General features: G+C 46.1%; 23 protein-coding genes and 1 other annotated feature. Of the genes, 5 read left to right on the plus strand and 18 right to left on the minus strand.

Annotated features, from left to right (window positions below):
* Positions 1–45 precede the first annotated feature (45 nt).
* From LCM29_RS04970 to LCM29_RS05000, 7 genes are all read right to left on the minus strand, one after another.
* Positions 46–1809 (minus strand): ABC transporter ATP-binding protein, encoded by a 1764-nt coding sequence (locus LCM29_RS04970; protein ID WP_224861294.1) that lies wholly within the window; start codon positions 1807–1809, stop codon positions 46–48.
* Entirely contained in the window at positions 1799–3553 is a 1755-nt protein-coding gene (locus tag LCM29_RS04975; RefSeq protein ID WP_074033878.1) for an ABC transporter transmembrane domain-containing protein, read from the minus strand. The genes LCM29_RS04970 and LCM29_RS04975 overlap by 11 nt, the downstream gene beginning before the upstream one ends.
* Positions 3554–3679: 126 nt before the next feature.
* On the minus strand, positions 3680–3913 hold the full coding sequence (locus tag LCM29_RS04980; RefSeq protein ID WP_012726454.1) for a YneF family protein: 234 nt from the start codon (positions 3911–3913) through the stop codon (positions 3680–3682).
* A gap of 125 nt (positions 3914–4038) precedes the next feature.
* Positions 4039–6030: a transketolase gene (gene tkt, locus LCM29_RS04985; RefSeq protein WP_214748269.1), complete on the minus strand. Its 1992-nt coding sequence runs from the start codon at positions 6028–6030 to the stop codon at positions 4039–4041.
* A gap of 199 nt (positions 6031–6229) precedes the next feature.
* Positions 6230–6463, minus strand: coding sequence for a DUF896 domain-containing protein (locus LCM29_RS04990; protein WP_074033199.1), 234 nt, complete (start codon positions 6461–6463; stop codon positions 6230–6232).
* Positions 6464–6523: 60 nt separating this feature from the next.
* On the minus strand, positions 6524–7168 hold the full coding sequence (locus LCM29_RS04995) for a recombinase family protein (protein ID WP_074033881.1): 645 nt from the start codon (positions 7166–7168) through the stop codon (positions 6524–6526).
* 71 nt (positions 7169–7239) lie between these two features.
* On the minus strand, positions 7240–7479 hold the full coding sequence (locus LCM29_RS05000) for a hypothetical protein (protein ID WP_224861298.1): 240 nt from the start codon (positions 7477–7479) through the stop codon (positions 7240–7242).
* A 203-nt stretch (positions 7480–7682) separates the two neighbouring features.
* Here LCM29_RS05000 and lexA point away from each other — a divergent pair, with 203 nt between their 5' ends.
* Together lexA and LCM29_RS05010 are read left to right on the plus strand one after the other, a co-directional pair.
* Positions 7683–8303, plus strand: a complete 621-nt coding sequence (lexA, locus tag LCM29_RS05005) for a transcriptional repressor LexA (RefSeq protein WP_074033201.1) — start codon at positions 7683–7685, stop codon at positions 8301–8303.
* Positions 8303–8743, plus strand: coding sequence for a metal-binding protein (locus LCM29_RS05010; protein WP_224861300.1), 441 nt, complete (start codon positions 8303–8305; stop codon positions 8741–8743). The genes lexA and LCM29_RS05010 overlap by 1 nt, the downstream gene beginning before the upstream one ends.
* Positions 8744–8878: 135 nt before the next feature.
* Here the strand turns inward: LCM29_RS05010 and glnA are convergent, their stop codons facing one another.
* From glnA to hflX, 4 genes are all read right to left on the minus strand, one after another.
* Complete coding sequence (gene glnA, locus LCM29_RS05015) at positions 8879–10219, minus strand: type I glutamate--ammonia ligase (RefSeq protein ID WP_214692727.1); 1341 nt, start codon at positions 10217–10219, stop codon at positions 8879–8881.
* A gap of 47 nt (positions 10220–10266) precedes the next feature.
* Positions 10267–10671: a MerR family transcriptional regulator gene (locus LCM29_RS05020; protein ID WP_074033204.1), complete on the minus strand. Its 405-nt coding sequence runs from the start codon at positions 10669–10671 to the stop codon at positions 10267–10269.
* Between the two features lie 92 nt (positions 10672–10763).
* On the minus strand, positions 10764–12062 hold the full coding sequence (locus LCM29_RS05025) for an aminotransferase class I/II-fold pyridoxal phosphate-dependent enzyme (protein ID WP_224861301.1): 1299 nt from the start codon (positions 12060–12062) through the stop codon (positions 10764–10766).
* A gap of 2 nt (positions 12063–12064) precedes the next feature.
* Positions 12065–13312, minus strand: coding sequence for a GTPase HflX (gene hflX, locus LCM29_RS05030; protein ID WP_224861304.1), 1248 nt, complete (start codon positions 13310–13312; stop codon positions 12065–12067).
* Positions 13313–13413: 101 nt separating this feature from the next.
* Here hflX and LCM29_RS05035 point away from each other — a divergent pair, with 101 nt between their 5' ends.
* Positions 13414–14418: a tyrosine-type recombinase/integrase gene (locus LCM29_RS05035; RefSeq protein WP_224861306.1), complete on the plus strand. Its 1005-nt coding sequence runs from the start codon at positions 13414–13416 to the stop codon at positions 14416–14418.
* Between the two features lie 91 nt (positions 14419–14509).
* On the opposite strand, the gene metG is transcribed toward LCM29_RS05035, so the two are convergent.
* The 4 genes from metG to LCM29_RS05055 all read right to left on the minus strand — a co-directional run bounded on the left by metG (position 14510) and on the right by LCM29_RS05055 (position 18688).
* Positions 14510–16153 (minus strand): methionine--tRNA ligase, encoded by a 1644-nt coding sequence (gene metG, locus LCM29_RS05040; protein WP_224861308.1) that lies wholly within the window; start codon positions 16151–16153, stop codon positions 14510–14512.
* 62 nt (positions 16154–16215) lie between these two features.
* Positions 16216–16487: a binding site (T-box leader), on the minus strand.
* Positions 16488–16538: 51 nt separating this feature from the next.
* A complete protein-coding gene (locus tag LCM29_RS05045; protein ID WP_224861310.1) occupies positions 16539–17099 on the minus strand; it encodes a histidine phosphatase family protein in 561 nt (186 codons plus the stop codon).
* 32 nt (positions 17100–17131) lie between these two features.
* Entirely contained in the window at positions 17132–17725 is a 594-nt protein-coding gene (locus LCM29_RS05050) for a GNAT family N-acetyltransferase (RefSeq protein WP_224861312.1), read from the minus strand.
* A 15-nt stretch (positions 17726–17740) separates the two neighbouring features.
* Positions 17741–18688 carry a zinc-dependent alcohol dehydrogenase gene (locus LCM29_RS05055; RefSeq protein WP_224861314.1) on the minus strand — a complete coding sequence of 316 codons (948 nt, stop codon included), beginning with the start codon at positions 18686–18688 and terminating at the stop codon, positions 17741–17743.
* A 158-nt stretch (positions 18689–18846) separates the two neighbouring features.
* Here LCM29_RS05055 and LCM29_RS05060 point away from each other — a divergent pair, with 158 nt between their 5' ends.
* On the plus strand, positions 18847–20004 hold the full coding sequence (locus LCM29_RS05060) for an MFS transporter (protein WP_224861316.1): 1158 nt from the start codon (positions 18847–18849) through the stop codon (positions 20002–20004).
* Between the two features lie 32 nt (positions 20005–20036).
* Here the strand turns inward: LCM29_RS05060 and LCM29_RS05065 are convergent, their stop codons facing one another.
* Complete coding sequence (locus LCM29_RS05065; RefSeq protein WP_224861318.1) at positions 20037–20555, minus strand: hypothetical protein; 519 nt, start codon at positions 20553–20555, stop codon at positions 20037–20039.
* A 14-nt stretch (positions 20556–20569) separates the two neighbouring features.
* A complete protein-coding gene (locus LCM29_RS05070; protein WP_224861320.1) occupies positions 20570–21307 on the minus strand; it encodes a hypothetical protein in 738 nt (245 codons plus the stop codon).
* Between the two features lie 142 nt (positions 21308–21449).
* On the opposite strand from LCM29_RS05070, the gene LCM29_RS05075 reads away from it, so the two are divergent.
* Positions 21450–21998 (plus strand): DUF4256 domain-containing protein, encoded by a 549-nt coding sequence (locus LCM29_RS05075; protein WP_224861323.1) that lies wholly within the window; start codon positions 21450–21452, stop codon positions 21996–21998.
* A 690-nt stretch (positions 21999–22688) separates the two neighbouring features.
* Here LCM29_RS05075 and LCM29_RS05080 read toward each other — a convergent pair.
* Entirely contained in the window at positions 22689–23870 is a 1182-nt protein-coding gene (locus LCM29_RS05080) for a glycine C-acetyltransferase (RefSeq protein WP_224861325.1), read from the minus strand.
* Between the last annotated feature and the right edge of the window lie 12 nt (positions 23871–23882).

Consider the following 23882-nt stretch of genomic DNA (forward strand, 5'->3'; position numbering starts at 1 on the left):
TTTTTTCCATGGAAAAAGGACACCCCGATAGGTATCCCTTCCAATTCAAGACATCAGACGTTGTCCAGACTGTAATTCATACATTTTTTTGTATAGACCGTTTTGCTTCAATAACTGTTGATGATTCCCACGCTCGACGATTTCTCCGCGATGCAGGACTAAAATCAAGTCAGCATCTTGAATCGTTGAAAGACGGTGAGCGATAGCAATCGTTGTACGACCTCGGCGCATACGGTCGAGCGCCGTCTGTACGCGCTCTTCCGTCTCGGTATCGATTGAACTCGTCGCCTCATCGAGAATGAGTACTTTTGGATTACGGGCGACCGTTCGCGCAAATGCGAGCAATTGTCGCTCACCGCTCGAAAATGTCGCGCCACGCTCTCCGACAACATGACCGTACCCGGCATCTAATTTCTCGATGAACGTGTGTGCCTGGACAAACTCAGCGGCTTCACGGGCACGTTCTGAATCGATATTTGGATTGAATAACTTTAAATTTTCTTCAATCGTCCCAGTGAATAGAAACGGATCTTGTAGCACCAGTCCAACTCGTTGACGAAGCTCTTGCTCTTCAAATTGTTCGAGTGGCTGTCCGTCAATGGTGATACGACCCGAACCATATGGATAAAAGCGGGTCAACAGGTTGATAATCGAACTCTTCCCACTACCCGTATGGCCTACGAGCGCGACCGTCTCACCAGGTTTTGCAACGAATGAGATTTGCTTCAACACATCGACTTCCCCGTCATAGCTGAACGTCACGTTCTCAAACCGCACTTCACCTTCTGTAATCTCTGCCTCGCCTGGCATTTGCTTTCCTGGTGCCGGCTCGTCTGTATCCAAGATTTTAAAGACACGGTCTGCCGATACGACAGCTTGTTGGAATTCACTCAATCGCTGCATAATATCGAGAACTGGTCGGAAGATTCGTTCGATATAGCTGATGAATGCGTAGACGACCCCGACCTGTACTTGCTCACTCATCGAGAGCACCCCGTAATATCCGAGGAGACCAATGATTGAGAAAGCAAGAAGGAGCTCGATGATTGGACGTAGCAACATACTGTCGAGCTTTAAGTTTCGATATCGTGCCTCTTGGTGCGCCTCATTCGTCTCTTCGAACTGACGGATGAGCCGCTCCTCTTGACGAAACTGTTGAATAATCCCCATGCCGTTGATCGACTCGTTCAATTGAGCGTTGAGCTGTGACAACAGGTCCCTCACTTGCGCAAAATATTTTGTCGAAAAACGACGATACGCCCAAATGATGAGCCAGAAGAGTGGCAATAAGACGAGCCCCATTGTCGCTAGTGGCGGTTCTAATATGTATAGGAAAATATACGTCCCAATCAATTGAACAGCCGACTGGACGAACGTACTCATCACACCGACGTACAATTCTTTGACCGCCTCGGTATCATTCGTAATCCGTGACACGAGGACGCCAGCTGGTGTTCGGTCGAAATAGGCGAGCCGCATCCCCATGACGTGGCGGAAGATATCCATACGTATGTTTTGAACAATCTTCAACGCAATCTTTTGAAACGAAATCGACTGCAGATAATCAAACACGATTGCGGATACATGAAGAACCATATAGACCGCGAAGAGTGCGATGACCCAGTTCGTCGGGTAGACACCTGGCGTGACGAACTCATCGATGAACACTTTGATTAAAAACGGACCGGCCAATTTGGCACCTGTCGCAATCAACAGGAAGACGAAAGCGATACTGAGCGACTTCCCGTATCGTGTTGCATAACTGAGTAGCCGTTTGATAACCTGCCATTCTTGAACATCATGCTTCATCGTGTCCACCCCCTTCTACAATCGCCTCAAGTTGTTGACGATCGTACGTTTCACGATACCAACCCGTCTCTTGAAGCAATGCATCATGGCGACCTCGTTGGACGATTTTGCCGTCTTCAATCACGAGAATCTCGTCTGCATGTTCGACAGCTGAGAGGCGATGCGCCACAATCACACGTGCCTGTTCAGGGTTTCCGACACGGAAGTGTTCGATGATCGACTCTTCCGTCTTCGCATCGACTGCAGATAGCGCGTCATCCAAAATCAAGACGTCCGCTTCAGTCATGAGCGCACGCGCGATGGAAATCCGTTGTTTCTGTCCACCTGACAACGTCACACCGCGTTCCCCGACAAGCGTCGCGTATCCTTCCGGTAGCCGGATGATATCCTCATGCACTTCCGCGACTTTAGCCGCCTCGATGATTTCTTCCATGCTCGCATCGGGTCTTCCGAAAGCGATATTGTTCGCAATTGAATCGGAGAACAAGAAATGATCTTGTGGCACTACCGCAATTTTGTCCATCAATAATGATTTTTTCACTTGGCGAATATTAATGCCTCCGATTTTAATCTTTCCGTCTTTCACATCATACTCACGGGTCAACAGACGGACAATCGTCGTCTTACCCGCACCTGTCCTGCCGACAATGCCAATCGTCTTTCCGCGCTCAATCCGAAAATGGACATCACGGAGTACGACGGTTTCGTCATAGGCGAAGTGTCGCACATCGACTTCCACTTCTGAATGTGCAAGTGTTGTCGCGGCCATTCGGTCATCTTGAATCTCCGGTTTGACGGCGAGCATTCTTTCGATTCGATCATATGATGCCCGTCCACGCTCGACAATGTTGAATAACCAACCGAACGCCAGCATCGGCCACGTCAACAGCGCCAAATAGGCTGTGAAACTGACAATTTGTCCGATTGTCAATTCACCTTGTTCAATCAAGACGGCGCCATACCCGACCGAGAGGATATAGGACAAGCCAACAATCCCAAAGATGGTCGGATCATATAGAGCATCAATTTTGGCGACTCGTACGTTTTTTGCCATGACCTCACTCGATAAGTTCTCAAACGAGTCCACGTCTCGGTCGACTTCCCCGGTCGATTTCAAGACACGAACCCCACTGACACTCTCTTGCACTTTGTCATTCAATTCTGAAAATGCTGCTTGGGCGACGCCAAAGCGGCTATGTAACATCTTCCCGTACCGTGTCGTCAGAGCGACCATGATCGGCAGTGGGAGCAAGGCAACGAGTGTGAGCTTCCAACTGATCGTCGTGATCATCGTAATGATGACGAATGTCCCCAACGTCACGCTATCGACGAGTGTCAATATCCCCGCCCCTGCCGTCATCGATACGGCCTGCACATCATTCGTCGCGTGGGCCATCAGGTCGCCAACACGTGACTTTTTGTAAAATCGTTGATCGAGATCGGTAAAGTGCCGATACAGTTGGCTACGTAACATTCTCCCTAGTCGAATCGAAGCGCCGAAGATGAAATAGCGCCAAAAGAAGCGGGCAACATAATTCCCAATCCCGACTGCTGCGAGACCTCCGAGTAACATCCAGAGCGTATTTGACGAGAGTGAACCACGGTTGATTTCGTCGACGATTCGACCAATAATACGCGGTGGAATCAATTCTAGCCCTGCCACGAATATGAGCAAGACGATGCCGAGTGCATACGTCTTCCATTCGAGACGCAAAAACCAAGACAATTGTTTAAATACACGAATATGAAACGCCCCCTTTGTCTTTATATGAAGATTATTCATTAATCGTAGCGAAAGTTTGTTCGATTGTCTAACAAAAAGAGGAAACAAAAAAAAGCACTTCGGATACCGAAGTGCTCTCGTGATTGATTATGATTTCTTTTCGTTTTTCATCTGCACGTTCATGGCGCGCATCACTTGGTTAACTTTCTTCTGTGATGGCTTTTGACCCATTTGCATCATCAACGTACGAATCATATCTTCATTGATTGGCGGGTTCTGTTCAAGGTAGTTCATCATGTATTTACGCGCGATAAAGAATCCAATCGCGATACCCCCGATGAGTGCTGCCACGACAAGAAGAATCCAGAATAATGTACTCAAGGCTTTACCTCCTCTACCATATGAAACATCGTTTTTTACTATACACTAAATTGACCAACTTCGCTAGTCGTCCAGAAAAAAAGTGACGACCAAACAAATGGTCGTCACGAGATTTTCGAATTCGATTAAAGTGATTTTACTGCATTGACGACGTTGTCGACTGACATGCCGTATTCTTTCATAAGGAGATCCCCAGGTGCAGATGCTCCGAACTTGTCGATTCCGAGTACTTTTCCACCGAATCCTACGTATTTATACCATCCAAGTGTCGCACCTGCTTCAAGTGATACACGCTTCGTGATTGAAGATGGAAGGACAGACTCTTTATACTCAGCAGATTGCGCTTCAAAGAGTTCCCATGATGGCATCGATACGACTGCCGCATTCACGCCTTCAGCCGCAAGTTGCTCACGCGCTTCAACGAGAACGTGTACTTCAGAACCCGTACCGAGCAAGAGGACATCTGCATCTTTCGATTCACCTGCAACGACGTATGCTCCTTTTGCTGCCGTTTCAACCGATGTGCCTTCGAGCTCTGGTAACGCTTGACGTGTCAAGACGAGAAGTGAAGGTGTCGTTTTCGATGTTACCGCTTGTTTCCAAGCAGCGATTGTTTCTTTCCCGTCTGCCGGACGAAGAACAGAGAGGTTCGGCATCGCGCGGAAACTCATTAAATGTTCAACTGGCTCGTGTGTTGGGCCATCTTCACCAACTGCAATTGAGTCGTGCGTCAAGATGAACGTTGACGGAAGTCCCATGAGTGCAGCAAGACGAACTGCCGGGCGAAGGTAATCCGAGAAGACGAAGAATGTCGCACCGTAAGGAAGGACGCCGCCGTGAAGTGCCATTCCGTTTACAGCTGCCGCCATTGCGAACTCACGAACACCAAACCAGATGTTACGTCCAGCTGGATCTTCATCGAAGTCCACTGCACCTTTAATCATCGAGTTGTTTGACCCGGCAAGGTCAGCAGATCCACCGAAGAGTGTCGGGACTGCTTTCGCGATTGCGTTTAAAACTTCACCGCTCGTTTGACGTGTTGCTTTTTTCGAACCGATTTCGAATGTTGGCAACTCGCTGTCCCAACCTTCAGGAAGTTCGTTGTTCATCGCACGCACGAACTGCGCACCGAGTTCTGGATGTGCCGCTTTGTACGCTTCTACGAGTTCGTTCCAGTCTGACTCATATTTTGCGCCAGGCTCGACAACTTTCTCGTTGAATAAGTCATATACTTCGTTTGGTACGTAGAATGACTCGCCTTCCCATTTATAGAACTGTTTCGTCAATTCGATTTCAGCATCTCCAAGTGGAGCACCGTGTGATGCCGATTTACCTGATTTGTTCGGTGAACCGAATCCGATGACCGTTTTCACTTCGATCAATGTAGGTTTTGACGTTTCAGCTTTCGCTGCATCGATTGCTTTTGCGATCGAATCGATATCTGTTCCGTCTTCGACACGAATGACTTGCCATCCGTACGCGTTGAAACGGTCTTCTACGCTTTCAGAGAACGATTTGTGAAGATCGCCATCGAGTGAGATATCGTTTGAATCGTAAAGAACGACGAGTTTGCCGAGCTTCAAGTGACCAGCGAGTGATGCCGCTTCTGCCGATACACCTTCCATCAAGTCTCCGTCTCCGCAAATCCCGAACGTGTAGTGGTCAACGACGTTGAACTCGTCGCGGTTGTAAGTCGCTTCTAAGTGCTTCTCTGCCATGGCCATCCCGACAGCCATTGCAATCCCTTGTCCAAGTGGGCCCGTCGTCGCATCGACACCAGCCGTATGACGGTATTCTGGGTGACCAGGAGTCTTCGAGTCCATTTGACGGAATGATTTAAGGTCGTCCATCGACAAATCATATCCAGACAAGTGAAGGAGCGAATACAAGAGCATCGATCCATGACCTGCCGAAAGAACGAAACGGTCACGGTTGAACCAGTTTGGATTTTTCGGGTTGTGACGCATTTTGTCTGTCCAAAGTGTAAACGCCATAGGTGCAGCACCCATCGGCATCCCTGGGTGACCAGAGTTCGCTTTTTGGACCGCATCAATTGAAAGCGTCCGAATCGAGTTAATCGCTAATAATTCTTTAGTAGTTGTTTCCACTAATTTCATCCTCTCTGTGTTAAGAAGGTTTTCTACCCGTCATATTTTATCACACTCATTCGTGTGTCACAACTAATTAATTAGTATAACACATTAAGTGAAATCGTTTCCTTCAATTGCCTTAAAAAAACTGCAATCCGTTCGTCTGATATCCGTTCGTGTATAACAAAAATGCACATCCTATACGAAATAGGATGTGCATTCAGCATCACTCGCCACGATAGCGTTTTTGATCTTCTTTCAACTTCTCTGGTGTGACGTCGTTTCCTTCTGGATCGACGACCTTCATCCCCATCATTTGCGATTTGAACGATTGACGGAACGCCTTCAAATATTCTTGGCGTAAATCTTGTTGTTCGTTCATCTCATCTTGAGACAGTCCTTCTGTCTTCGCTTTGTTGGCGAGGAAATTGATTCGCTCCAATTGTCCTGGTGCTAACATCTGACTCGCCCCCTCTCTAGTGAATTTGTTCTTATACTTTACAAAATCAGAGAGGAAGAATCAAGTTTCAGCTACTGACTGGTGCTCGAGATAACGTCGATTGACGGTCGCTTTCGACACTTCATAACCAAATCCACGGAGTGTTGCCGCAATCTCAGCAAACGTCAACCCGCGTTCGCGCAGTTGGATAATCTCCTCGATTGGCACTTCGATTCGATGTCGCCCACCTTGATCGTTGTTTTGAATATTGCGCTGTGGGTTGAATCCGTTGGCGACGGCACGGCGCATCCCACGAGAAATTTTAGCGTTGTGAATTTTACGTTGATACTCTTCCACAACACTGACAATTTCTAATACCATTTTTTCGGCATCAGAAACGACATAGTCCGACGTCGATTGCATCGTCAGCAACCGAACGTCATGCTTCATCAATGTGTGCAAGATGGCAATCTTGGCATTCCCTCGTCCCAGACGACTGTCGTCCGTGACAAGTACGGCATCCAAATCAGACATCGACACATGGTCAAGCAAATCAAGGAGCCCCTGTCGATTCACTTCATATCCACTCTCTTGCTCCGTGATGATCTCTATGACTTCTGCCCCTAGTTGCGAAGCCAGATGCTGTAATTCATCGACTTGCCGACTGAGTGATGTCTCTTGGGTTGACTTGTTCGTCGATACCCGACAATAGATGACGACTCGCATCGCATCACTCCCTTTCATCGCATTCATTCCTTACGATACACAGTTCGAGAACGGTTCGCAATGATCAACAATCACTCAGCGGCATACCATTTTGTTTTTCGTTCATTATGCTCTTCTCGCTCTTCCATAATTTGTGCTTCGAGTGATTCCGCTTGGACATAAGCGACTTCTTCTTCAATCGTACGTTTCTCCGTAGTGACGACTGGTTCGACTACTGCCGGTTCCCCTCGCATCTCCCCTGCCAAATAAAAAGCGAACATCCCGACCAAGAGCATCCCGACTAAAATGATTCCGTTAAGTGTGTCTTTCATGATTACATTGCCTCCTGTATAAGAATATATGTTCGTTAGAACGTTTGTTCGTTTATCTGTTCTCATCATAAAACAAGAACCCGTGTTCGGTCAACACAAAAAAACGAACGAATGTTTGTACGCTCATGTGTTCTTGTGTTACACTAGACACATAAAGAATAGGATGCGTTTGCAGGTTATTCGATTACATCGAGGTGAACATAATGAAAAAAATGTCAGCGCGACAACAACAGATTCTTGATTTCATCAAAGACGAAGTTCGGGCAAAGGGATATCCGCCTTCTGTTCGTGAAATTGGAGAAGCCGTCGGCCTTGCTTCTAGTTCGACCGTACACGGTCACCTAGATCGTTTGGAAAAACGCGGGTTGATCCGTCGAGACAAGACGAAACCTCGCGCGATTGAAATTTTGACTGAAGATATGCCGGCAATGGAAGAGCAGGAGTCCGTCATGTACGTACCGGTCATCGGGAAAGTTACCGCCGGGACACCGATTACCGCCATCGAGAACGTGGAAGAACACTTCCCGCTCCCGGCACATATCGTCGGTTCAGATAATGTATATATGTTGTCCGTTTCCGGAGATTCTATGATCAACGCCGGAATTTTGGACGGGGACCGCGTGCTCGTTCGTCAGCAAAGCACCGCCGACAATGGAGAGATTGTCGTCGCCATGACCGATGAGGGCGAGGCGACTGTGAAACGGATTTATAAAGAAGCTTCAAAAGTCCGTCTTCAACCGGAAAACGATGAGTTGGAAGCGATGTATTTTGACAACGTCTCGATTTTAGGGAAGGTCATCGGTGTATACCGGACGATTCATTAATGGCTAGTGGCAAGACCCATACCCGAACGAATCTCGTGGCAACCGGCGCACTTGCGGTTGCCACGCCTTTTATTGAAATCGATATTCCGTTCGCATTGATCATCGGTGCGATTATCGGTACACTCTGGCTCTCCCCGGACCTTGACTTAAAATCAGATGCCTATTACCGATGGGGCCCACTTAAATTTATATGGCTCCCATATGTGAAGCTCATGCCGCACCGTTCGCTCTTTTCGCATTTACCTGTTTTGAGTGATCTGATTCGGATTGCGTACATCGGCTTCCCACTCATTCTGCTTTTGCCTTTCACAGCATATGAAACAGAAATCCGGTCGTGGGTGGACGTACACGGCATGTCGTTCTTTTTAGGTCTTGTATTTGCAACGACACTGCACACGACGCTCGACTATACATCGACATTTTTCAAGAAAGCATTCTGAATAATTTAAAGGACCACCTACCGATTTTTTTCGCAGAGGTGGTCCTTTTTACTTGAATGCCATAGTAAGCGAAAGAGCACGGAATGATCTTCAGCTGAAGGTCATTCCGTGCTCTTTTTTTGCATATCTCTTCTATTAGTAGAGCGTCATGTACTGATCGCGTTCCCACTCTGTTACTTGCATACGGAACATATCCCACTCGATTTCTTTCAATTCGAGGAAGTGTTCGCCGATGTGCTCACCGAGTGATTCCATCACGACTTTGTCCGCACGAAGGACTTCAAGTGCATCGAAGAGTGTTGCCGGGAGATCGTCGATTCCGTTTGCTACACGCTCTGGCTTGTCCATCACATAGATGTTGCTGTCGATTGGTTTTGGTGCATTCAAATCTTTTTCGATTCCGTCAAGACCTGAAGCCAAGAGAGCAGCAAGTGCGAGGTACGGGTTCGCTGCTGGGTCAACCGAACGTACTTCGATACGAGTCGAGAGACCACGTGCTGCTGGTACACGTACGAGTGGTGAACGGTTGCGTGCGCTCCATGCGACGTAGCAAGGTGCTTCGTAACCAGGTACGAGACGCTTGTAAGAGTTCACAGTCGGGTTACATACTGCTGTAAACGCACGAGCGTGCTCCAAGATACCAGCTGTGAACGCGCGAGCTGTGTCTGAAAGTTCCATGTCGCCATTCGGATCGTAGAAGACGTTTGTGTCGCCTTTGAAGAGAGACATGTTTGCGTGCATCCCTGAACCGTTTACTCCAAAGAGTGGTTTTGGCATAAATGTCGCGTGAAGACCATACTTCGCAGCGATCGTCTTAACAACAAGCTTGAACGTTTGGATGTTATCTGCCGTTGTGACAGCATCTGCGTATTTGAAGTCGATTTCGTGTTGTCCTGGTGCAACTTCGTGGTGTGATGCTTCGATTTCAAAGCCCATGTTTTCAAGTTCGATGACGATTTCTTTACGGCAGTTCTCACCGAGGTCAACTGGCGCCAAGTCGAAGTATCCACCTTGGTCGTTGAGTTCGAGTGTCGGACGACCTGATGCGTCTTTCTTGAACAAGAAGAATTCTGGCTCTGGTCCAACGTTGAACGCTGAGAAGCCAAGTTTTTGCATTTTCTCAAGGTTACGCTTGAGTGTACCGCGCGGGTCACCACTGAATGGTGTACCGTCTGGGTTATAAATATCACAAATTAAGCGAGCGACTTTTCCGCTGCCATCTGTCCACGGGAAGACAACCCATGTGTTGAGGTCTGGATATAAGTACATGTCTGATTCCTCGATGCGGACGAATCCTTCGATTGACGATCCGTCAAACATCATCTTGTTATCAAGTGCTTTGTCCAATTGGCTGATCGGTACCTCGACGTTTTTGATTGTTCCGAGGATATCCGTGAATTGAAGACGAATAAAGCGTACGTCTTCCTCTTGTGCGATGCGTTTAATGTCTTCTTTTGTGAACGTTTTTCTGGCCATGGTAAAATGTCCCCTCTCACATTGTGTAATGGTTGATGTGTGCGGCGTTATCGATAAAAACGTGAAAGCTCGCCTTGAATGAGCGACGTCTTATTGAAACGACCGGCTTCTTGAAGCTGTGTTTTCAACAAATGATGTAACTCTTTTTCCGAAACCTTTGGTGCTTCATTGACCGGTGCGGCCGGAGCAGACGTTTCCGCTTCTTTTTCACCTTCTTGCTCTAACATGTGGCGAATTGCCGCCAAATTAAAGCCTTGGTCAATGTAATCCTTGATTGCGAGTAGACGTTCGACATCATTAAAGGAATAAAGCCGTCGTTTCGATTCCGTCCGACTAGGCGAAATCAGACCCTGTTCTTCATAATACCGAATCTGTCTACCAGTCAGTTGCGTCAGATCTTGGACGATTCCAATCGGAAACAACGGGTTGGAGCGACGAAATTGATCAGCCATCCTTACCCCTCCTTTTCTGTCTCACAATGTGAGAATAATACATGACAACAATCCTGTCAATAGATGTTAAGAAAGTTAACATGACAGAACGGTTACAAATGTGCTTGTTGATTTTGGTCGTTAAATTCGACCAGTCCTTTATCGTGTAATTGGCTCAACGCCAACATAAGCGCGACTTTCACATGAGCATACGTCAGACCACCTTGAACATATGCTGTGTATGGTGCCCGGAGTGGTCCATCCGCTGACAGCTCGATTGATGAACCTTGGATGAACGTCCCTGCTGCCATGATGACATCATCCTCATATCCAGGCATATAGGCCGGAACGGGTAACGCATGAGCGTTTACCGGTGATGCCATTTGGATGCTTTGACAAAACGCAATCATCTTCTCACGGTCGCGGAACGTCACTGACTGAATCAAGTCCGTTCTTGGAGTCGAATAATGTGGGTCAGTCTCAAATCCAATCAACGATAAAAGGCTTGCCGTCAAGTGTGCCCCTTTCAATGCCTGTGCGACAGTATGAGGAGCCATATAAAAGCCCTGATACATTTCTTGAAGCGAATAGAGTGATGGTCCGGCTTCACTCCCGATACCTGGAGTCGTCATCCGGAACGAACAACGTTCAATCAGTTCTTTCGTCCCTGCGATATACCCTCCCGTCTTCGCCAACCCGCCTCCTGGGTTCTTAATCAAGGAACCCGCCATCAAGTCGGCTCCGACGTGCGTCGGTTCAATTGTCTCGACAAATTCACCGTAGCAATTGTCCACGAACACATACACATGCGGATGCGCCGCTTTGATGCGTTCAATGGCGATCTTGATTTCTTCGACTGGAATGCTGCGACGATTCGCATATCCTTTCGAGCGCTGAATCCCGACGAGTTTCGTCTCCGGACGAATCCGTTCGATGACGCGGTCGATGTCGATTTCACGTTCTTCCTTTAATTCGACAGTATCATAGTGGACACCAAGCTCTTTTAATGAGCCGCGACCGTCCCCACGGATGCCGACGATTTCCTCGAGCGTGTCATATGGCTTCCCTGTGATATACAGCAATTCGTCACCTGGTAGAAGGACACCGAACAAGGCAATCCCGATCGCATGCGTACCCGAGATGATTTGCGGTCGGCATAATGCAAGCTCTGCTCCGAACACGTCTGCATAAATCGACTCGAGCGTGTCACGACCGAGATCATCATATCCATACCCCGTCGTCGGATTAAAATGGAAATCCGATACTTTGTGCTTTTTAAACGATTCGAGAACACGATACTGGTTGAACTCAGCCGTCTCTTCAATCTTCTCAAAAAATGGTTTCACTCGTGCCTCGGCCATTTTCACAAACGGCGCGAGTGCATCATAATGTTCAATCTTTTCTTGCCACATACTTACACCTCAAATTGTTTTAGCGTCGCATATAGACGCGTGTCTTCTCTCATATAGCCTACCAACTCGACAGAACCGTCATCCAAGAAGTTTTCTTCAAGACGGTACATCGCTTCTTTGGCTGGGTGGTAATGTTCAAAAGCCGTCACCGGTAAGACGACGTGGACTTTTGTTAAAATGTCCGAGATTTTATTTTCGAGTGCACCAATCAACTGTTCGATGTCTTCTGAAGCGATCGCAGAGATCAACAGCGGTCCACCGACGAAGTCTTCTGTGAGCCGGTCTTTCTTATTATATACCTCGAGTTGTGGGACCTCACTCGCACCGAGTTCTTCCAATACCGCATTCGTCGTATCGATTTGGTTCAAATAGTGTGGGTTCGATGCATCGATGACGTGGAGGATCAAATCAGCACCGACCACTTCTTCCAAAGTCGAACGGAAAGCGGCAACGAGTTTCGTCGGTAAATCACGAATAAATCCGACCGTATCGGTAATCAACACTTTTCCACCGCGTGGAAGTTCGAGTTCACGCGTCAACGGGTCAAGTGTTGCGAACAACTCATCCTGTTCATACGTATCTGCATCCGTCAATCGATTAAAGATTGTCGACTTCCCAGCATTCGTATACCCGACGAGCGCGACCTGGAAGACTCGATTTTCTTTCCGACGTTCCCGGTAGCGATCTCGGTGTGCGACCGTTCCTTCGAGTTGTTTAGTAATCTCATCGATGCGACGCTTGATGTGGCGACGGTCCGACTCAAGTTTTGTCTCACCCGGTCCACGAGTCCCGATTCCACCACCGAGTCGCGAGAGCTGTGTCCCTTGTCCGATGAGACGTGGTAGTAAATAGTTCATCTGCGCAAGTTCGACCTGCAATTTCCCTTCGCGCGATTGCGCACGGCTCGCAAAGATGTCTAAGATGAGCTGCGTACGGTCAATCAGCTTCATCTCATCCGGGTCGTTCAAGGCGATGCGAATGTTCTTCGACTGCGCCGGTGTCAACTCGGCGTTGAAGATTAACAAATCCGGCTCGAACTGTTCGACGAGCATCGCGAGCTCCTCAATTTTCCCTTTCCCGATAAAGGTACGACGGTCGACTTGTTGACGTTTCTGGTCGAGTCGTGCGACGACTTCACCTTGCGCCGTGTCCACGAGTTCGACGAGCTCGCCCATCGACTGTTCATATGTCCAATCATCGACATCCGGTAACTGACAGCCGACGATGACAACTTTTTCACGTTCTATCATGTAATCCCTCATTCCATAAAGTCTCACCTTTCATCTTACCACGAATCAACGTATAGAGAACGTCCGTTTGTGGTAGGATAAAAGAAGAAGGAGGCTCGACCATGACGAAACGTAGAAAAGACTATCCGCTCCCGGAATTTATCGAAACATACTTGTATCATCTCGGAGCAAGCGGCCGTCAACCCTCGACGCTAAAACGATATCGCTACGACTTGATTGACGTGCATAAATACTTTCACGACCACAATGTCGAACTGAACGAACCGACGGACTGGTTAGACGTCCCCATCGAATCGTGGAAGACGTTTGTGAATGACTTTTTAATCGAAGAGAAGCACTATCAACAGGCGACCGTCGCTCGAATCGTCACGGTCATTAATAGCCTGACCCACTTTTTAAATCCGCTTCGGAAGAAGATGCTTGCCTACTCGCAGCCGGCACATACGTTATCCATCGACCAAATCGCACTCGAGTCTGAATTCAATCGTCTTGTTCATACGATTCGTTCGACGAGGGGCTTGAGCGAGAATCAGTTGCAAGCCCATCCTTATCTTGTCAATCGGAACGAACTGATTGTGACGCTCTTCTATAAATACGGCTTGCGCGTCCATCACATCATTCGTTTGCGTATGAGCGACCTGCATCTGGCTGATCACACCTTTGACGTGTATGACCGTCTCGGGAACCAGTTCACGTTGAAGCTCTCGCAAGAAGACCAATCGTTACTCATGAACTACCTAGCTGACATCCCGACACCGGTGCGACCACGCTGGTACTCGGAAGATCCAGTCTTCGTCTCATTTGATTTCGCGCGAATGACGTTCCGCTGGGTGTATGCGAAGAATCAACCTAAGCAATTGACGATCGTCATGATCACGAAGATGATGCGACAGCTAAATGAACGGAGCGGACTCGCACGATCGGTCACCCCGTCAATGCTTCGAAACGCCCATGTGTTAAAGACATATGCGAGCGATATGACACCATCCGAACGGATGAACCTTACCTGTATGCATAAGGAATCTTCACTCCGCCGGTATGAACAGGCGTATCAAGAGTTCGGAACTGAATTGTTCGAGTCAGACGAAAGACCCGCCCTCTCGTGAAGGGCGGGTCTTGTTTTGTTCGTTTTTAAGTGTTATCGAAATATGGCATGTACGACATTTATAACTAAATAATGATTAAGCCGATTATAATTTATTCGGCTTCAATTGCATGCTGAAATAGTCTTTCCCTTTCTTCGTCAATTTGACGAGTATCGATTCTTGAAAATAATGCACCATCATATTGAAGAATCGAAGCTTTCACTTGTAATACCCCCCACCCTTCCTTGTCTACCTCTATTGCATCACGTATTTTTTGACTCGAAAATGGTAAGAAAGGCCATAATACATTACCAAAATTGACGATTAAAAACGTACAGTCCGCTAATGTTTGTCTGCATTCCGCTGGATTTTCCTTTATCGTTTTCCATGGTTGCGTTTGATCGAAATATTTGTTCGAAAATCGAATCGCTTCAAAAATCAATTCCAATGCTTGTTTAAAATTCGTATCTTCGATTAACTGACCTACTTCTGCGTACAAGTTGCTTATCCGTTCTTCAATCTCACTTGAAATATTTTCGTTCGGAATGTGATTATCAAAAGATTTCTCGATAAATTTTAATGTTCGATTCACGAAGTTCCCATAGGCCCCTAAGAGTTCTGCATTGTGGCTATAAATGAACTCCTTCCATGAAAAATCTGCATCCCGATTTTCAGGTGCATTAATCGTTAAGAAATAGCGAATAGAATCTGGATCATATCGTTCTAACATATCAGGAAGCCAAACCGCCCAATTTTTACTTGTTGAGAGCTTTCTTTTTTCTAGCGTCAGATATTCGTTAGATACGATATGGGTCGGGAGTGCTTTGCCTCCAAGAGCCTCTAAAATCGCTGGCCAGATGATGGAATGAAACGGGATATTATCTTTTCCATGAACGTAATAAGCTCGAGTTGTATTGGACCAAAAAGTAGCCTCATCAGCTTCTGCTGATTGCGCCCACAATCGGCTTGCAGAGTAATATCCTGAAACCGCCTCAATCCATACATACACCTTTTTCTCTTCATATCCTTGAATTGGAATGTTCACACCAACAGATAGATCACGTGATACCGCACGGTCGTGAAGACCTTCTTGTAAGTAACGCTTCGTCAAAGAAAGCGCGTTCTCCCTCCATAACGATTGACGGTCCGCATTTTCCGTATAATTTTCAAGAAATTTTTGAAACGAGCTCAACGAGAAATAAAAATGTTCAGTAAAACGTGTGGACGGTTTGTGCATACAGTGCTTACATCGAGGTTCCAATAAATCTAATGGTTCCAAAATTGTTGAGCAGTGATCACATTGATCACCACGAGAGGGACCATGACAAACCGGACATGTACCTTCAACATAGCGATCTGGTAAGAATTGCATACATGTTTCACAATAGGCTTGTTCCACTTCTTTTTTATAAATAAAACCTTTTGAGTAGAGTTCAGTAAATATGTGTTGTACCACCTCATGATGCTGGGGATGATCGGTACGCGCATACACATCATAAGAGAAACCTAGGGAAGAATAACACGCTACGAATTCTTCATGGTATCGGTCGGCAATTTCAGTAACCGATACACCTTCTTGTTTAGCACGTACAGTGATTGGTGTTCCGTTACAATCACTTCCTGAAACATATAGAACGTCTTCCCCCTTACTACGATAATATCTTGCTAGGATATCACCTGAAAGTAGGCTAGAAATATGCCCTAAATGCAATGAACCATTTGCGTAAACCCAAGCACCACCAATAAATATACTCATTCTTAAATCCTCTCCCATCCTTAAAATTGAAAAAACCTCGCCCTTAACTGTCAATAACAACAGTTAAGGGCGAGGTTTGAATTCTCGCGGTACCACCTTAATTCGCAATCTGATTCACATCAGATGCCTCTACAAGTACTGTGTATTATGCTATACACGAATACCGTGACATGGATAACGGATGCCAAATCCCGTCGCCTCCTACTTGTGAATCCACACGTTCAGGACGAAGCTCAGAGACCATTTTCAATCGAGTGTCTTTTACCTTTTCTCAGCTTACAAGGTTCTCTGTATAAAAACGAACTCGATTTACTTTTCTCTTCAACGCATTTTCATATAGTTATACGTATCTTAGTCTTACCAGTTATCAGTAGTCAATATATTTCTAACCTTGAGGTTTATATAACTTATCGACACTCATCAAAGTGTCGTCTTCAAAAGACACCTTGTAGATATCTGGCATGTCGAGCTCTTTCCAAAATTCATATCCATATCGCTCGTCAAAATAATTCAACATGAGAACCATAATATTTCCGTGTGTGCCGAGCACCACTTTTTTCCCTCCGTACTCACGGAAAAGTGATTTAAGAGCATTTACTCCTCTGGATTGAGCCTCAACATTAGACTCTCCACCCTCCCATGCGAACCTCGGATTCTGCCAAACGGCCTCCATCGCGCTTGTAAAGTCTTTAGCTGGTGCTGAAGTCAACGCTCGTTCTTTCAAATCATCGATTACTTTAATTTCCTGCTCAAGATAATCTGCAATGCCTTGTACGGTTTGAATGGCTCGTTTATATGGACTCGAAGTCACGATATCGACATTCTCACCAACTAGAAGGTCTGTAATTCCAGCAACATCATGCATCCCTCTCTCGGATAAAGGTCTGGTGAATTCGTCTGCCGTATAGGTTGAATGTGCATGTCTGACAAAGTATATAGTTGTCATCCAATAGTCCCCTTCTAAAAAATATGTACTTGTTACATACGATTTTCAGCCTCAATATAATCTTTAGAATGATGATTTAGCTGTAAAAATTCATTCTGCAGCAACCCATAAATAACATGATCAACGTAACGGTCATACAGCCATTCCGCATCTCGAATGATCCCTTCTTCTCTAAAGCCAAAACGTTCCGGGAGTGCACGACTTTTTACATTATCAGTCGCGACTCGAATCTCAATCTTATTTAATTTCAAATCTCGGAACCCGTACTCGATGATGGTCTCGAGCGCTTGACTCATGATACCTTTCCCCTGAAACTCTTGTCCGAGCCAGTAACCAATTGTGCCGCATTGGATCCCACGATCGATTTCGTTAAATCCGATTGTCCCGGCAAGCACACCTTTATACATCACAGCGAATGATTTTGGGAATCCACCCGTCTCAATCAGTCCTTTGATTCGTCCTTCTATGTTCTTCTTCGAGTCTTCCACTGACATGATATAATCAAGCCAACCAAGCCATTCTCGTAGATAAGGCTTCGATGCAATCGTCAATTTGAATAGTGCTTCTGCATCGCCTGTATTGAACATTCTCAATGTGATATCGTCATTTATTTTATATTCAAGCATATGGATTCATCCTTATCATTCATATTTTATCAATTCGTCTTTATATGTCACTGCAATCTTAATTGGGTTGATGACATGTGTGCTTAGTCTTTCAAACGTAGCAATTAAGCTATATTGATCAATGTCCAACTCAAAAATCTCTTGTATGTATGAGGTTTGCCAACTCGCTTCAAAATACCACTTGAAATGTTTTCTATAGTCCCAACCGTCACTTGATCCGACGATATGTAACTCTTTTTCATAGAATTGCGGTTGAAGCACCAGTTCTTCTTGATTACCGTCTGATAAGATACAGATAGACCCATTCGGCATTACTGCCTGTTGAAGGTTCATGAACCCTTCATTTCGAGCAGAACACTCCATGCCATAATGGTAGTGGCTGTCCTTCACCTCGTTCGGGGCGTATACCTGTTCAACTCCAAACCGATAAGCTAATTCTCTTCGATTCGAATCTGGCTCGATTGCATCAATCTTCTTCACACCATAATAATTTCTTAAGTAATATGTTGCGAGTAAACCCATCGTCCCCAATCCAGAAACAATGACCGAATCGGTAGAGGATGGTGCTAATTTTCTAACCCCTTTCGCTGCATCACATGACAAAATCGCTAGCAACGCCGTTTTATAATCCACTTCCGGTGGAACATAAAACGCTTGTTGTTCAGAGACAATCCCGTACCTTTGTTGTCCATAAAAAGCAATCACCCGGTCGCCAACATGGAGTGTCGTGACATCCTCACCCTTATCTACAACCCTTCCATAACTCTCATATCCCACTTTACGAGGATATTCCGGATTCAAATCAGTCAAATCAGATTCTTCATATTGCGGAAGCTCTGCACCAATGCTAATGGCTGTAGCGATGGTTTCAATCAAAACTTGATCCGCTTCAAGAGCAGGTACTCGTGATGTAACCCACCCCAACTCCTTCTTACCGACTAGTTTCAAAGCTTGTTGAATCATTTCACCCTCCTAATATTGACAATCGCGACCATACGACAAGTTTACAGAATTAATCAAATTTTGTATAATTATTTTTATATCATTTTATGAAGAGGTGTAAATGTGTAAAAACGATTCGTCCACCCTACCTAATTGAATAGATTCGGAGGAGATTTGTGATGAAATCGTTTTATACACTGCTCGTTAGCCAATGGCTCGCCAATATTGGCGATGTCCTATACATCGTCGCGCTCATTGCCTCGTTGTATCAACAAACCGGTTCCGCTCTCATGGCGGCCAGCTTCCCGATTGCCGTGACTGCCGGTATGACACTCAGCGGACTCTTTTTCGCCCGTATCCTCAGCCGCTACTCGCTAGGGAAAACGCTCGTCCTGTCACAACTGATGAAGACGGTCACCCTTGTTCTCGTTCTCTTCACGGATTCGATTCTAGTTCTCGGTCTTGTCGTGTTGATCGCTTTCCTCGATGGGTTCGCACGTCCCATCCAAGCATCATTCATCCCAAGATTGACGACGAATCGTCAACAAGCGAACAGCCTCGTGCAAGGGTCCAATCAGTTCATCCAACTCGCGATGTGGCCACTCGGGACGATGCTCGTCTCTCTCACGTCGAGCACCATTGCGTTAATCGTTTCCCTCGTCCTCTTCGTTCTTTCCACGATTGTGACAATTTACTTCGATCAATCGCTTGCGGAAGACGTCGTCGATGATGTAACGGATGACTCGATTACCTTACGCGCCAGTCTTACTTATGTAAGAACGTCACCATTCGCCCGTCGTGTGACATGGTTTGTGACGTATGAATCATTTGTCAGCACGCTCTGGATTTCGGCATTACTTCTCGTCTATCTCGAACGACATCTACAAGTCGATACGGGCTGGTGGGGGACGCTCAACGCAGCATTTTTGATCAGTATGATTGCGGTGAGTGCCTATCTTTATCGGTCTCGACGAGCGCCATCGTTACCGTTGACCGCTATCTTATCCATTGTGGCCGCCATTTTGTTCGGCATGACTGCACATCTCGCGTTTGCAATTTTGGCGTTAGTGATTCAAGGCGCAGCTACACAAATCCGCATCATCCAGACGAACACGGTCATTCAAGAAGAGATCCCGACTACACAGCTTCCTTATGTATATAGTGTGCAACAAACGGGATACGCCCTTGCATTCAGTGTGGGGAGTTTACTGTTCGGACTTCTTGCGGACGGACTACCGATTGATTCGGTTTACCTTCTCGGAGCATTCTTGACACTTCCGTTGATATGGATCGGGCGATTAACAGAACAGTCCATCTTGACCGTATCATCTGTATAAGTAACAGGCGCCTTCTCAAAGAGAGGGCGCCTTTATGTATAGAACTTTCCACCAAAATATATGGTTGGACTCCCTTTTCGAATACAATCGAGTGAAATCACAGATGCAATGGTCGGTTCCGAAAGCGTGATGATTTCTAGAACTGAGTTCAGCCCACAAATGCGATAGTGCGTGAAGATTGTTGAGTCATCATGTATCACTTCCCAAAATGAGAAACGCGTTCGTTTCAAAAAATCCAAATATCCGGATTGCTCGAATCGCTTGATTTGTGACCCCTCAAACTCATCTGACGGTTCATCCATGATTCCATCCGCAAATGACTCTTGAATAGTTTCTAAGTAGATCACGTCTTCAAAACATAGTTTTACATTGATCACTTCTCGCTGGGAATGAACTCCACCAACTTCGACCCGTTCACGGAATCTCGTGTTTCGCTTCTTCTGGTGATCGAGTAACTGTAATTGAAAAGTAAGACGGCTCGATCCTAAATCATGTTGAAAATCAAACACGTGCATCATACCGTGATAGAAGAATAAATCTTCGAACTTCATTGTCATCCCCCCTTTTAGTCAATTTCGTATTGAAACACTCCGACGCCATAGCCACGTTTCAAATCTCCTAAAATAAAAAGTGACAGAATGCTTGCCTCGGTCTCAATCAAAAATCGAAATCCTTCCAACTCATCACTCGCCTCAATCATTGTAATCAATTGAAGAAGTTCACCTTCAGATACGTTTGGAAGTTGACAGGTCATCATATACTCATTCGACCACATCCATTTTCCGTAATGTTCGACACTGTATTCACACTTTGTCACATCTGCCCATCCCTTGAGATCAGTTAGAAATCGACTCTTCTTTAAAACTGTCTGAAATGAAGTGACGTTTAGTAATTTGAATAGTCGCAAGAGGAATGTCTCAGATGACTGTACTTTCGGCAACCCGAATTCCCTCCAATGACTATCCGATGATAGTTTATACAAGTCTTCACTCTTTAGTGAAGACGAATCAGGGTCATGAAAGTCTCGACTATTAGCACATAAGAAATCAATAGTCGAGATACTTTGTTCATTTGGATAATCGACTCGTGCATGTGTTGAATAGATCTCACGACGATACGGATCATACAACAAGAGAAGTCGACCCTCTATATACACGCCCAACGGCAAGGTCAAATCAACGTACCGAAGTCGTCCTAATTGTGACTTAGTGACAATCACGTCAAGTTCACAGTAATCTGTGACTCGATACGAACCGACAGGCAATCGACTCAAATAGTCTGTTTTCAATGTGAACAGATCCATTATCTGAAATGAGTTCACCTTTAGATGCTCAACGTTTATTTCATCAAAATTCAATTTGGATTCCCCTTTCTCACAATGGATAAGACAAACTGTAGCGATTCATATCGTATACTAGAAGAAACAAATGATCGGAGTGATTCCCATGTCGAAGCTTTCACACGAAGAAACTCTCGAGTTATTAAATACGTTAGAGTCTCGCTTTACCGAAAACGTTGAACGTCATCCTGACCTCATCTGGTCAGACGTATTGGAACGAATTCAAGTTAATCAGGACAAGTTGGCTACACTCTCCTTAATGGAACAGACAGGAGGCGAACCCGACGTGATACGTCTAGCTAACGGAGATCTCGCTTTTTGCGACTGTTCAGTCGAGAGTCCGAGCGGTCGACGAAGCCTCTGTTATGATGAACCCGCTCTTGAGGCACGTAAGAAGAACAAACCCGCCGGAAGCGCGATCGCCTTATCTGAACAGATGGGCATAACCCTTCTCGACGAAGAAACATACCGACATTTACAAACATTCGGTGCATTCGATTTGAAGACTTCGAGTTGGATTCACACACCGGACACCATTCGTCAAAAAGGTGGAGCCCTGTTCTGCGACCGCCGTTATGATCACACCTTCGTCTATCACAATGGTGCAGACTCTTATTATGCGGCTCGAGGATTTAGAGGAATGATCACGATTTAAGCAAGGCATTGCGCCTTGCTTCTTTTTTATCGGCATAACCAACTAAGGAATTGCGGAATATACATGATGAAAAACAAACTGACAGGAATCATTGCAATTAATCTTAACACCCATATAGTTCTACTTTTGAACTTCCGAGAGTAAAACAACAATGCACCAAACGTAATCGCATTCGCTGTCACATTCGGTTCTTCTATTCCGTTCTTAATCCATTGCCTGAAAAAAACCTTCCATCCAGGAAAGGATTCAAGGGCGAACGATTCATCGAAACTCGGTGTAAGATTGTATTTTAGCCTTACAAACCAGGCTCCTATATAAACAGAGATGAATAAGATTGCGTAGGACATGAGGGCGAAGTTCCACAATTTCTCTTTCCACCCCTCACTCCGAACGTACAAGACATACATCACAATCATGACGCTAAAGATCACATTTATGATGAATGGTGGTGAAATGGTTAGAATGGAAAACGTCTCTCGATCTAACACCATTCCCACTTGAAATATTCCTTGCTGAAACATAGCTTTTCCTCGCTCTTTTTGATTTATAAAAATCTAATAATACGGTAATTGAAATATCAAAGAAAATGCTACATTTCTCGTTTACCCTATCTATGCTCTATCTGAATATAATCGATTTCGTGTACAGATCCCATCAAAAAACTGCAGACAGATTGTCTGCAGTCAACGTTTACGCGTGTAGTGTCACATTCAATTCTTCTGCGACTGTTTTGAACGCTTCTAGTGCACGTTCGAGGTCATCTCTTGTGTGCTCCGCTGTGACGATGGTCCGGATGCGTGCTTTTCCGCGCTCAACTGTTGGGAAAGCGATACTCTGTGCAAATACGCCATGCTCTTTCAGTTTGTCCGAGAACGTATGCGCGAGTGTCTCTTCACCAAGCATGACCGGAGTGATCGGTGTTGTCGCATGTCCGATATCGAAGCCGAGGTCGCGTAGTCCGTTCTTGAAAAATTCCGTGTTCGCCCACAACTTGTCGAACAACTCTTCTTCCTCTTTCATGACACGGATTGCTTCACGGTTCGCAGCAACAACTGCCGGTGGATGTGATGTCGAGAAGAGGAATGGACGACCTTTGTGGATCAAGTAATCGCGTACGTCTTGTGAACAGGCAACATACCCGCCTAAGACACCGATTGCTTTTGAAAGCGTTCCGACCTGTAACGCGACACGACCGTCCAAACCGAAGTGGTTGACCGTTCCGCGACCGTTCTTCCCGAGAACGCCGGATGCGTGCGCATCATCGACCATGACCGCAGCATCATATTTCTCTGCAAGTTCGACAATCGCCGGAAGTGGTGCGATGTTCCCGTCCATCGAGAACACACCGTCCGTTACGACGAGACGTGTCCGATAATCTTGTGTCTCTTTTAATGACTTCTCCAAGTCTTCAAGATCGACGTGCTTATAAATGCGTCGCGCTGCTTTCGTAAGACGAATCCCGTCGATAATCGACGCATGGTTGAGTGCGTCACTGATGACGACATCTTCCGGTCCGAGAAGTGCAGACAAGACCCCGAGGTTCGTCGCGAATCCTGATTGGAAGACGAGCGATGCTTCCGTGTGCTTGAACTCTGCGAGTTCGCGCTCAAATGCTTCGTGCATCTCGAGAGTACCGGCAATCGTCCGGACCGATCCTGTTCCCGCACCGTACTGTTCGACCGCTTCAATCGCTGCCTGCTTCAAACGTGGATGGTTCGCAAGTCCAAGGTAGTTGTTTGATGACAGCTGGACGAGCGACTTCCCGTCGATTGTCACTTCGTTCCCTTGTGCCGATTCGAGTGGGACGAGCTTACGGAACGTCCCCTGTTCTTTCATCTCATTGATTGCTTCTGTAATATGTTCAAATGCCATGTTGTTTCCCCC

The sequence above is a fragment of the Exiguobacterium aestuarii genome (assembly GCF_020171655.1).
Classification (GTDB): Bacteria; Bacillota; Bacilli; order Exiguobacteriales; family Exiguobacteriaceae; genus Exiguobacterium; species Exiguobacterium aestuarii_A.

Coding starts and splice junctions, on each gene's coding strand:
- LCM29_RS05000 (WP_224861298.1), bottom strand. CDS start 7,479: ATGAAAGACACACTTAACGGAATCATTTTAGTCGGGATGCTCTTGGTC.
- LCM29_RS05060 (WP_224861316.1), top strand. CDS start 18,847: ATGAAATCGTTTTATACACTGCTCGTTAGCCAATGGCTCGCCAATATT.
- tkt (WP_214748269.1), bottom strand. CDS start 6,030: ATGAAATTAGTGGAAACAACTACTAAAGAATTATTAGCGATTAACTCG.
- LCM29_RS04970 (WP_224861294.1), bottom strand. CDS start 1,809: ATGAAGCATGATGTTCAAGAATGGCAGGTTATCAAACGGCTACTCAGT.
- lexA (WP_074033201.1), top strand. CDS start 7,683: ATGAAAAAAATGTCAGCGCGACAACAACAGATTCTTGATTTCATCAAA.
- LCM29_RS05065 (WP_224861318.1), bottom strand. CDS start 20,555: ATGAAGTTCGAAGATTTATTCTTCTATCACGGTATGATGCACGTGTTT.
- metG (WP_224861308.1), bottom strand. CDS start 16,153: ATGAGTATATTTATTGGTGGTGCTTGGGTTTACGCAAATGGTTCATTG.
- LCM29_RS05075 (WP_224861323.1), top strand. CDS start 21,450: ATGTCGAAGCTTTCACACGAAGAAACTCTCGAGTTATTAAATACGTTA.
- glnA (WP_214692727.1), bottom strand. CDS start 10,219: ATGGCCAGAAAAACGTTCACAAAAGAAGACATTAAACGCATCGCACAA.
- LCM29_RS05080 (WP_224861325.1), bottom strand. CDS start 23,870: ATGGCATTTGAACATATTACAGAAGCAATCAATGAGATGAAAGAACAG.
- LCM29_RS05045 (WP_224861310.1), bottom strand. CDS start 17,099: ATGACAACTATATACTTTGTCAGACATGCACATTCAACCTATACGGCA.
- hflX (WP_224861304.1), bottom strand. CDS start 13,312: ATGATAGAACGTGAAAAAGTTGTCATCGTCGGCTGTCAGTTACCGGAT.
- LCM29_RS05035 (WP_224861306.1), top strand. CDS start 13,414: ATGACGAAACGTAGAAAAGACTATCCGCTCCCGGAATTTATCGAAACA.
- LCM29_RS04995 (WP_074033881.1), bottom strand. CDS start 7,168: ATGCGAGTCGTCATCTATTGTCGGGTATCGACGAACAAGTCAACCCAA.
- LCM29_RS05070 (WP_224861320.1), bottom strand. CDS start 21,307: ATGGATCTGTTCACATTGAAAACAGACTATTTGAGTCGATTGCCTGTC.
- LCM29_RS05020 (WP_074033204.1), bottom strand. CDS start 10,671: ATGGCTGATCAATTTCGTCGCTCCAACCCGTTGTTTCCGATTGGAATC.
- LCM29_RS05010 (WP_224861300.1), top strand. CDS start 8,303: ATGGCTAGTGGCAAGACCCATACCCGAACGAATCTCGTGGCAACCGGC.
- LCM29_RS05050 (WP_224861312.1), bottom strand. CDS start 17,725: ATGCTTGAATATAAAATAAATGACGATATCACATTGAGAATGTTCAAT.
- LCM29_RS05025 (WP_224861301.1), bottom strand. CDS start 12,062: ATGTGGCAAGAAAAGATTGAACATTATGATGCACTCGCGCCGTTTGTG.
- LCM29_RS04990 (WP_074033199.1), bottom strand. CDS start 6,463: ATGTTAGCACCAGGACAATTGGAGCGAATCAATTTCCTCGCCAACAAA.
- LCM29_RS05055 (WP_224861314.1), bottom strand. CDS start 18,688: ATGATTCAACAAGCTTTGAAACTAGTCGGTAAGAAGGAGTTGGGGTGG.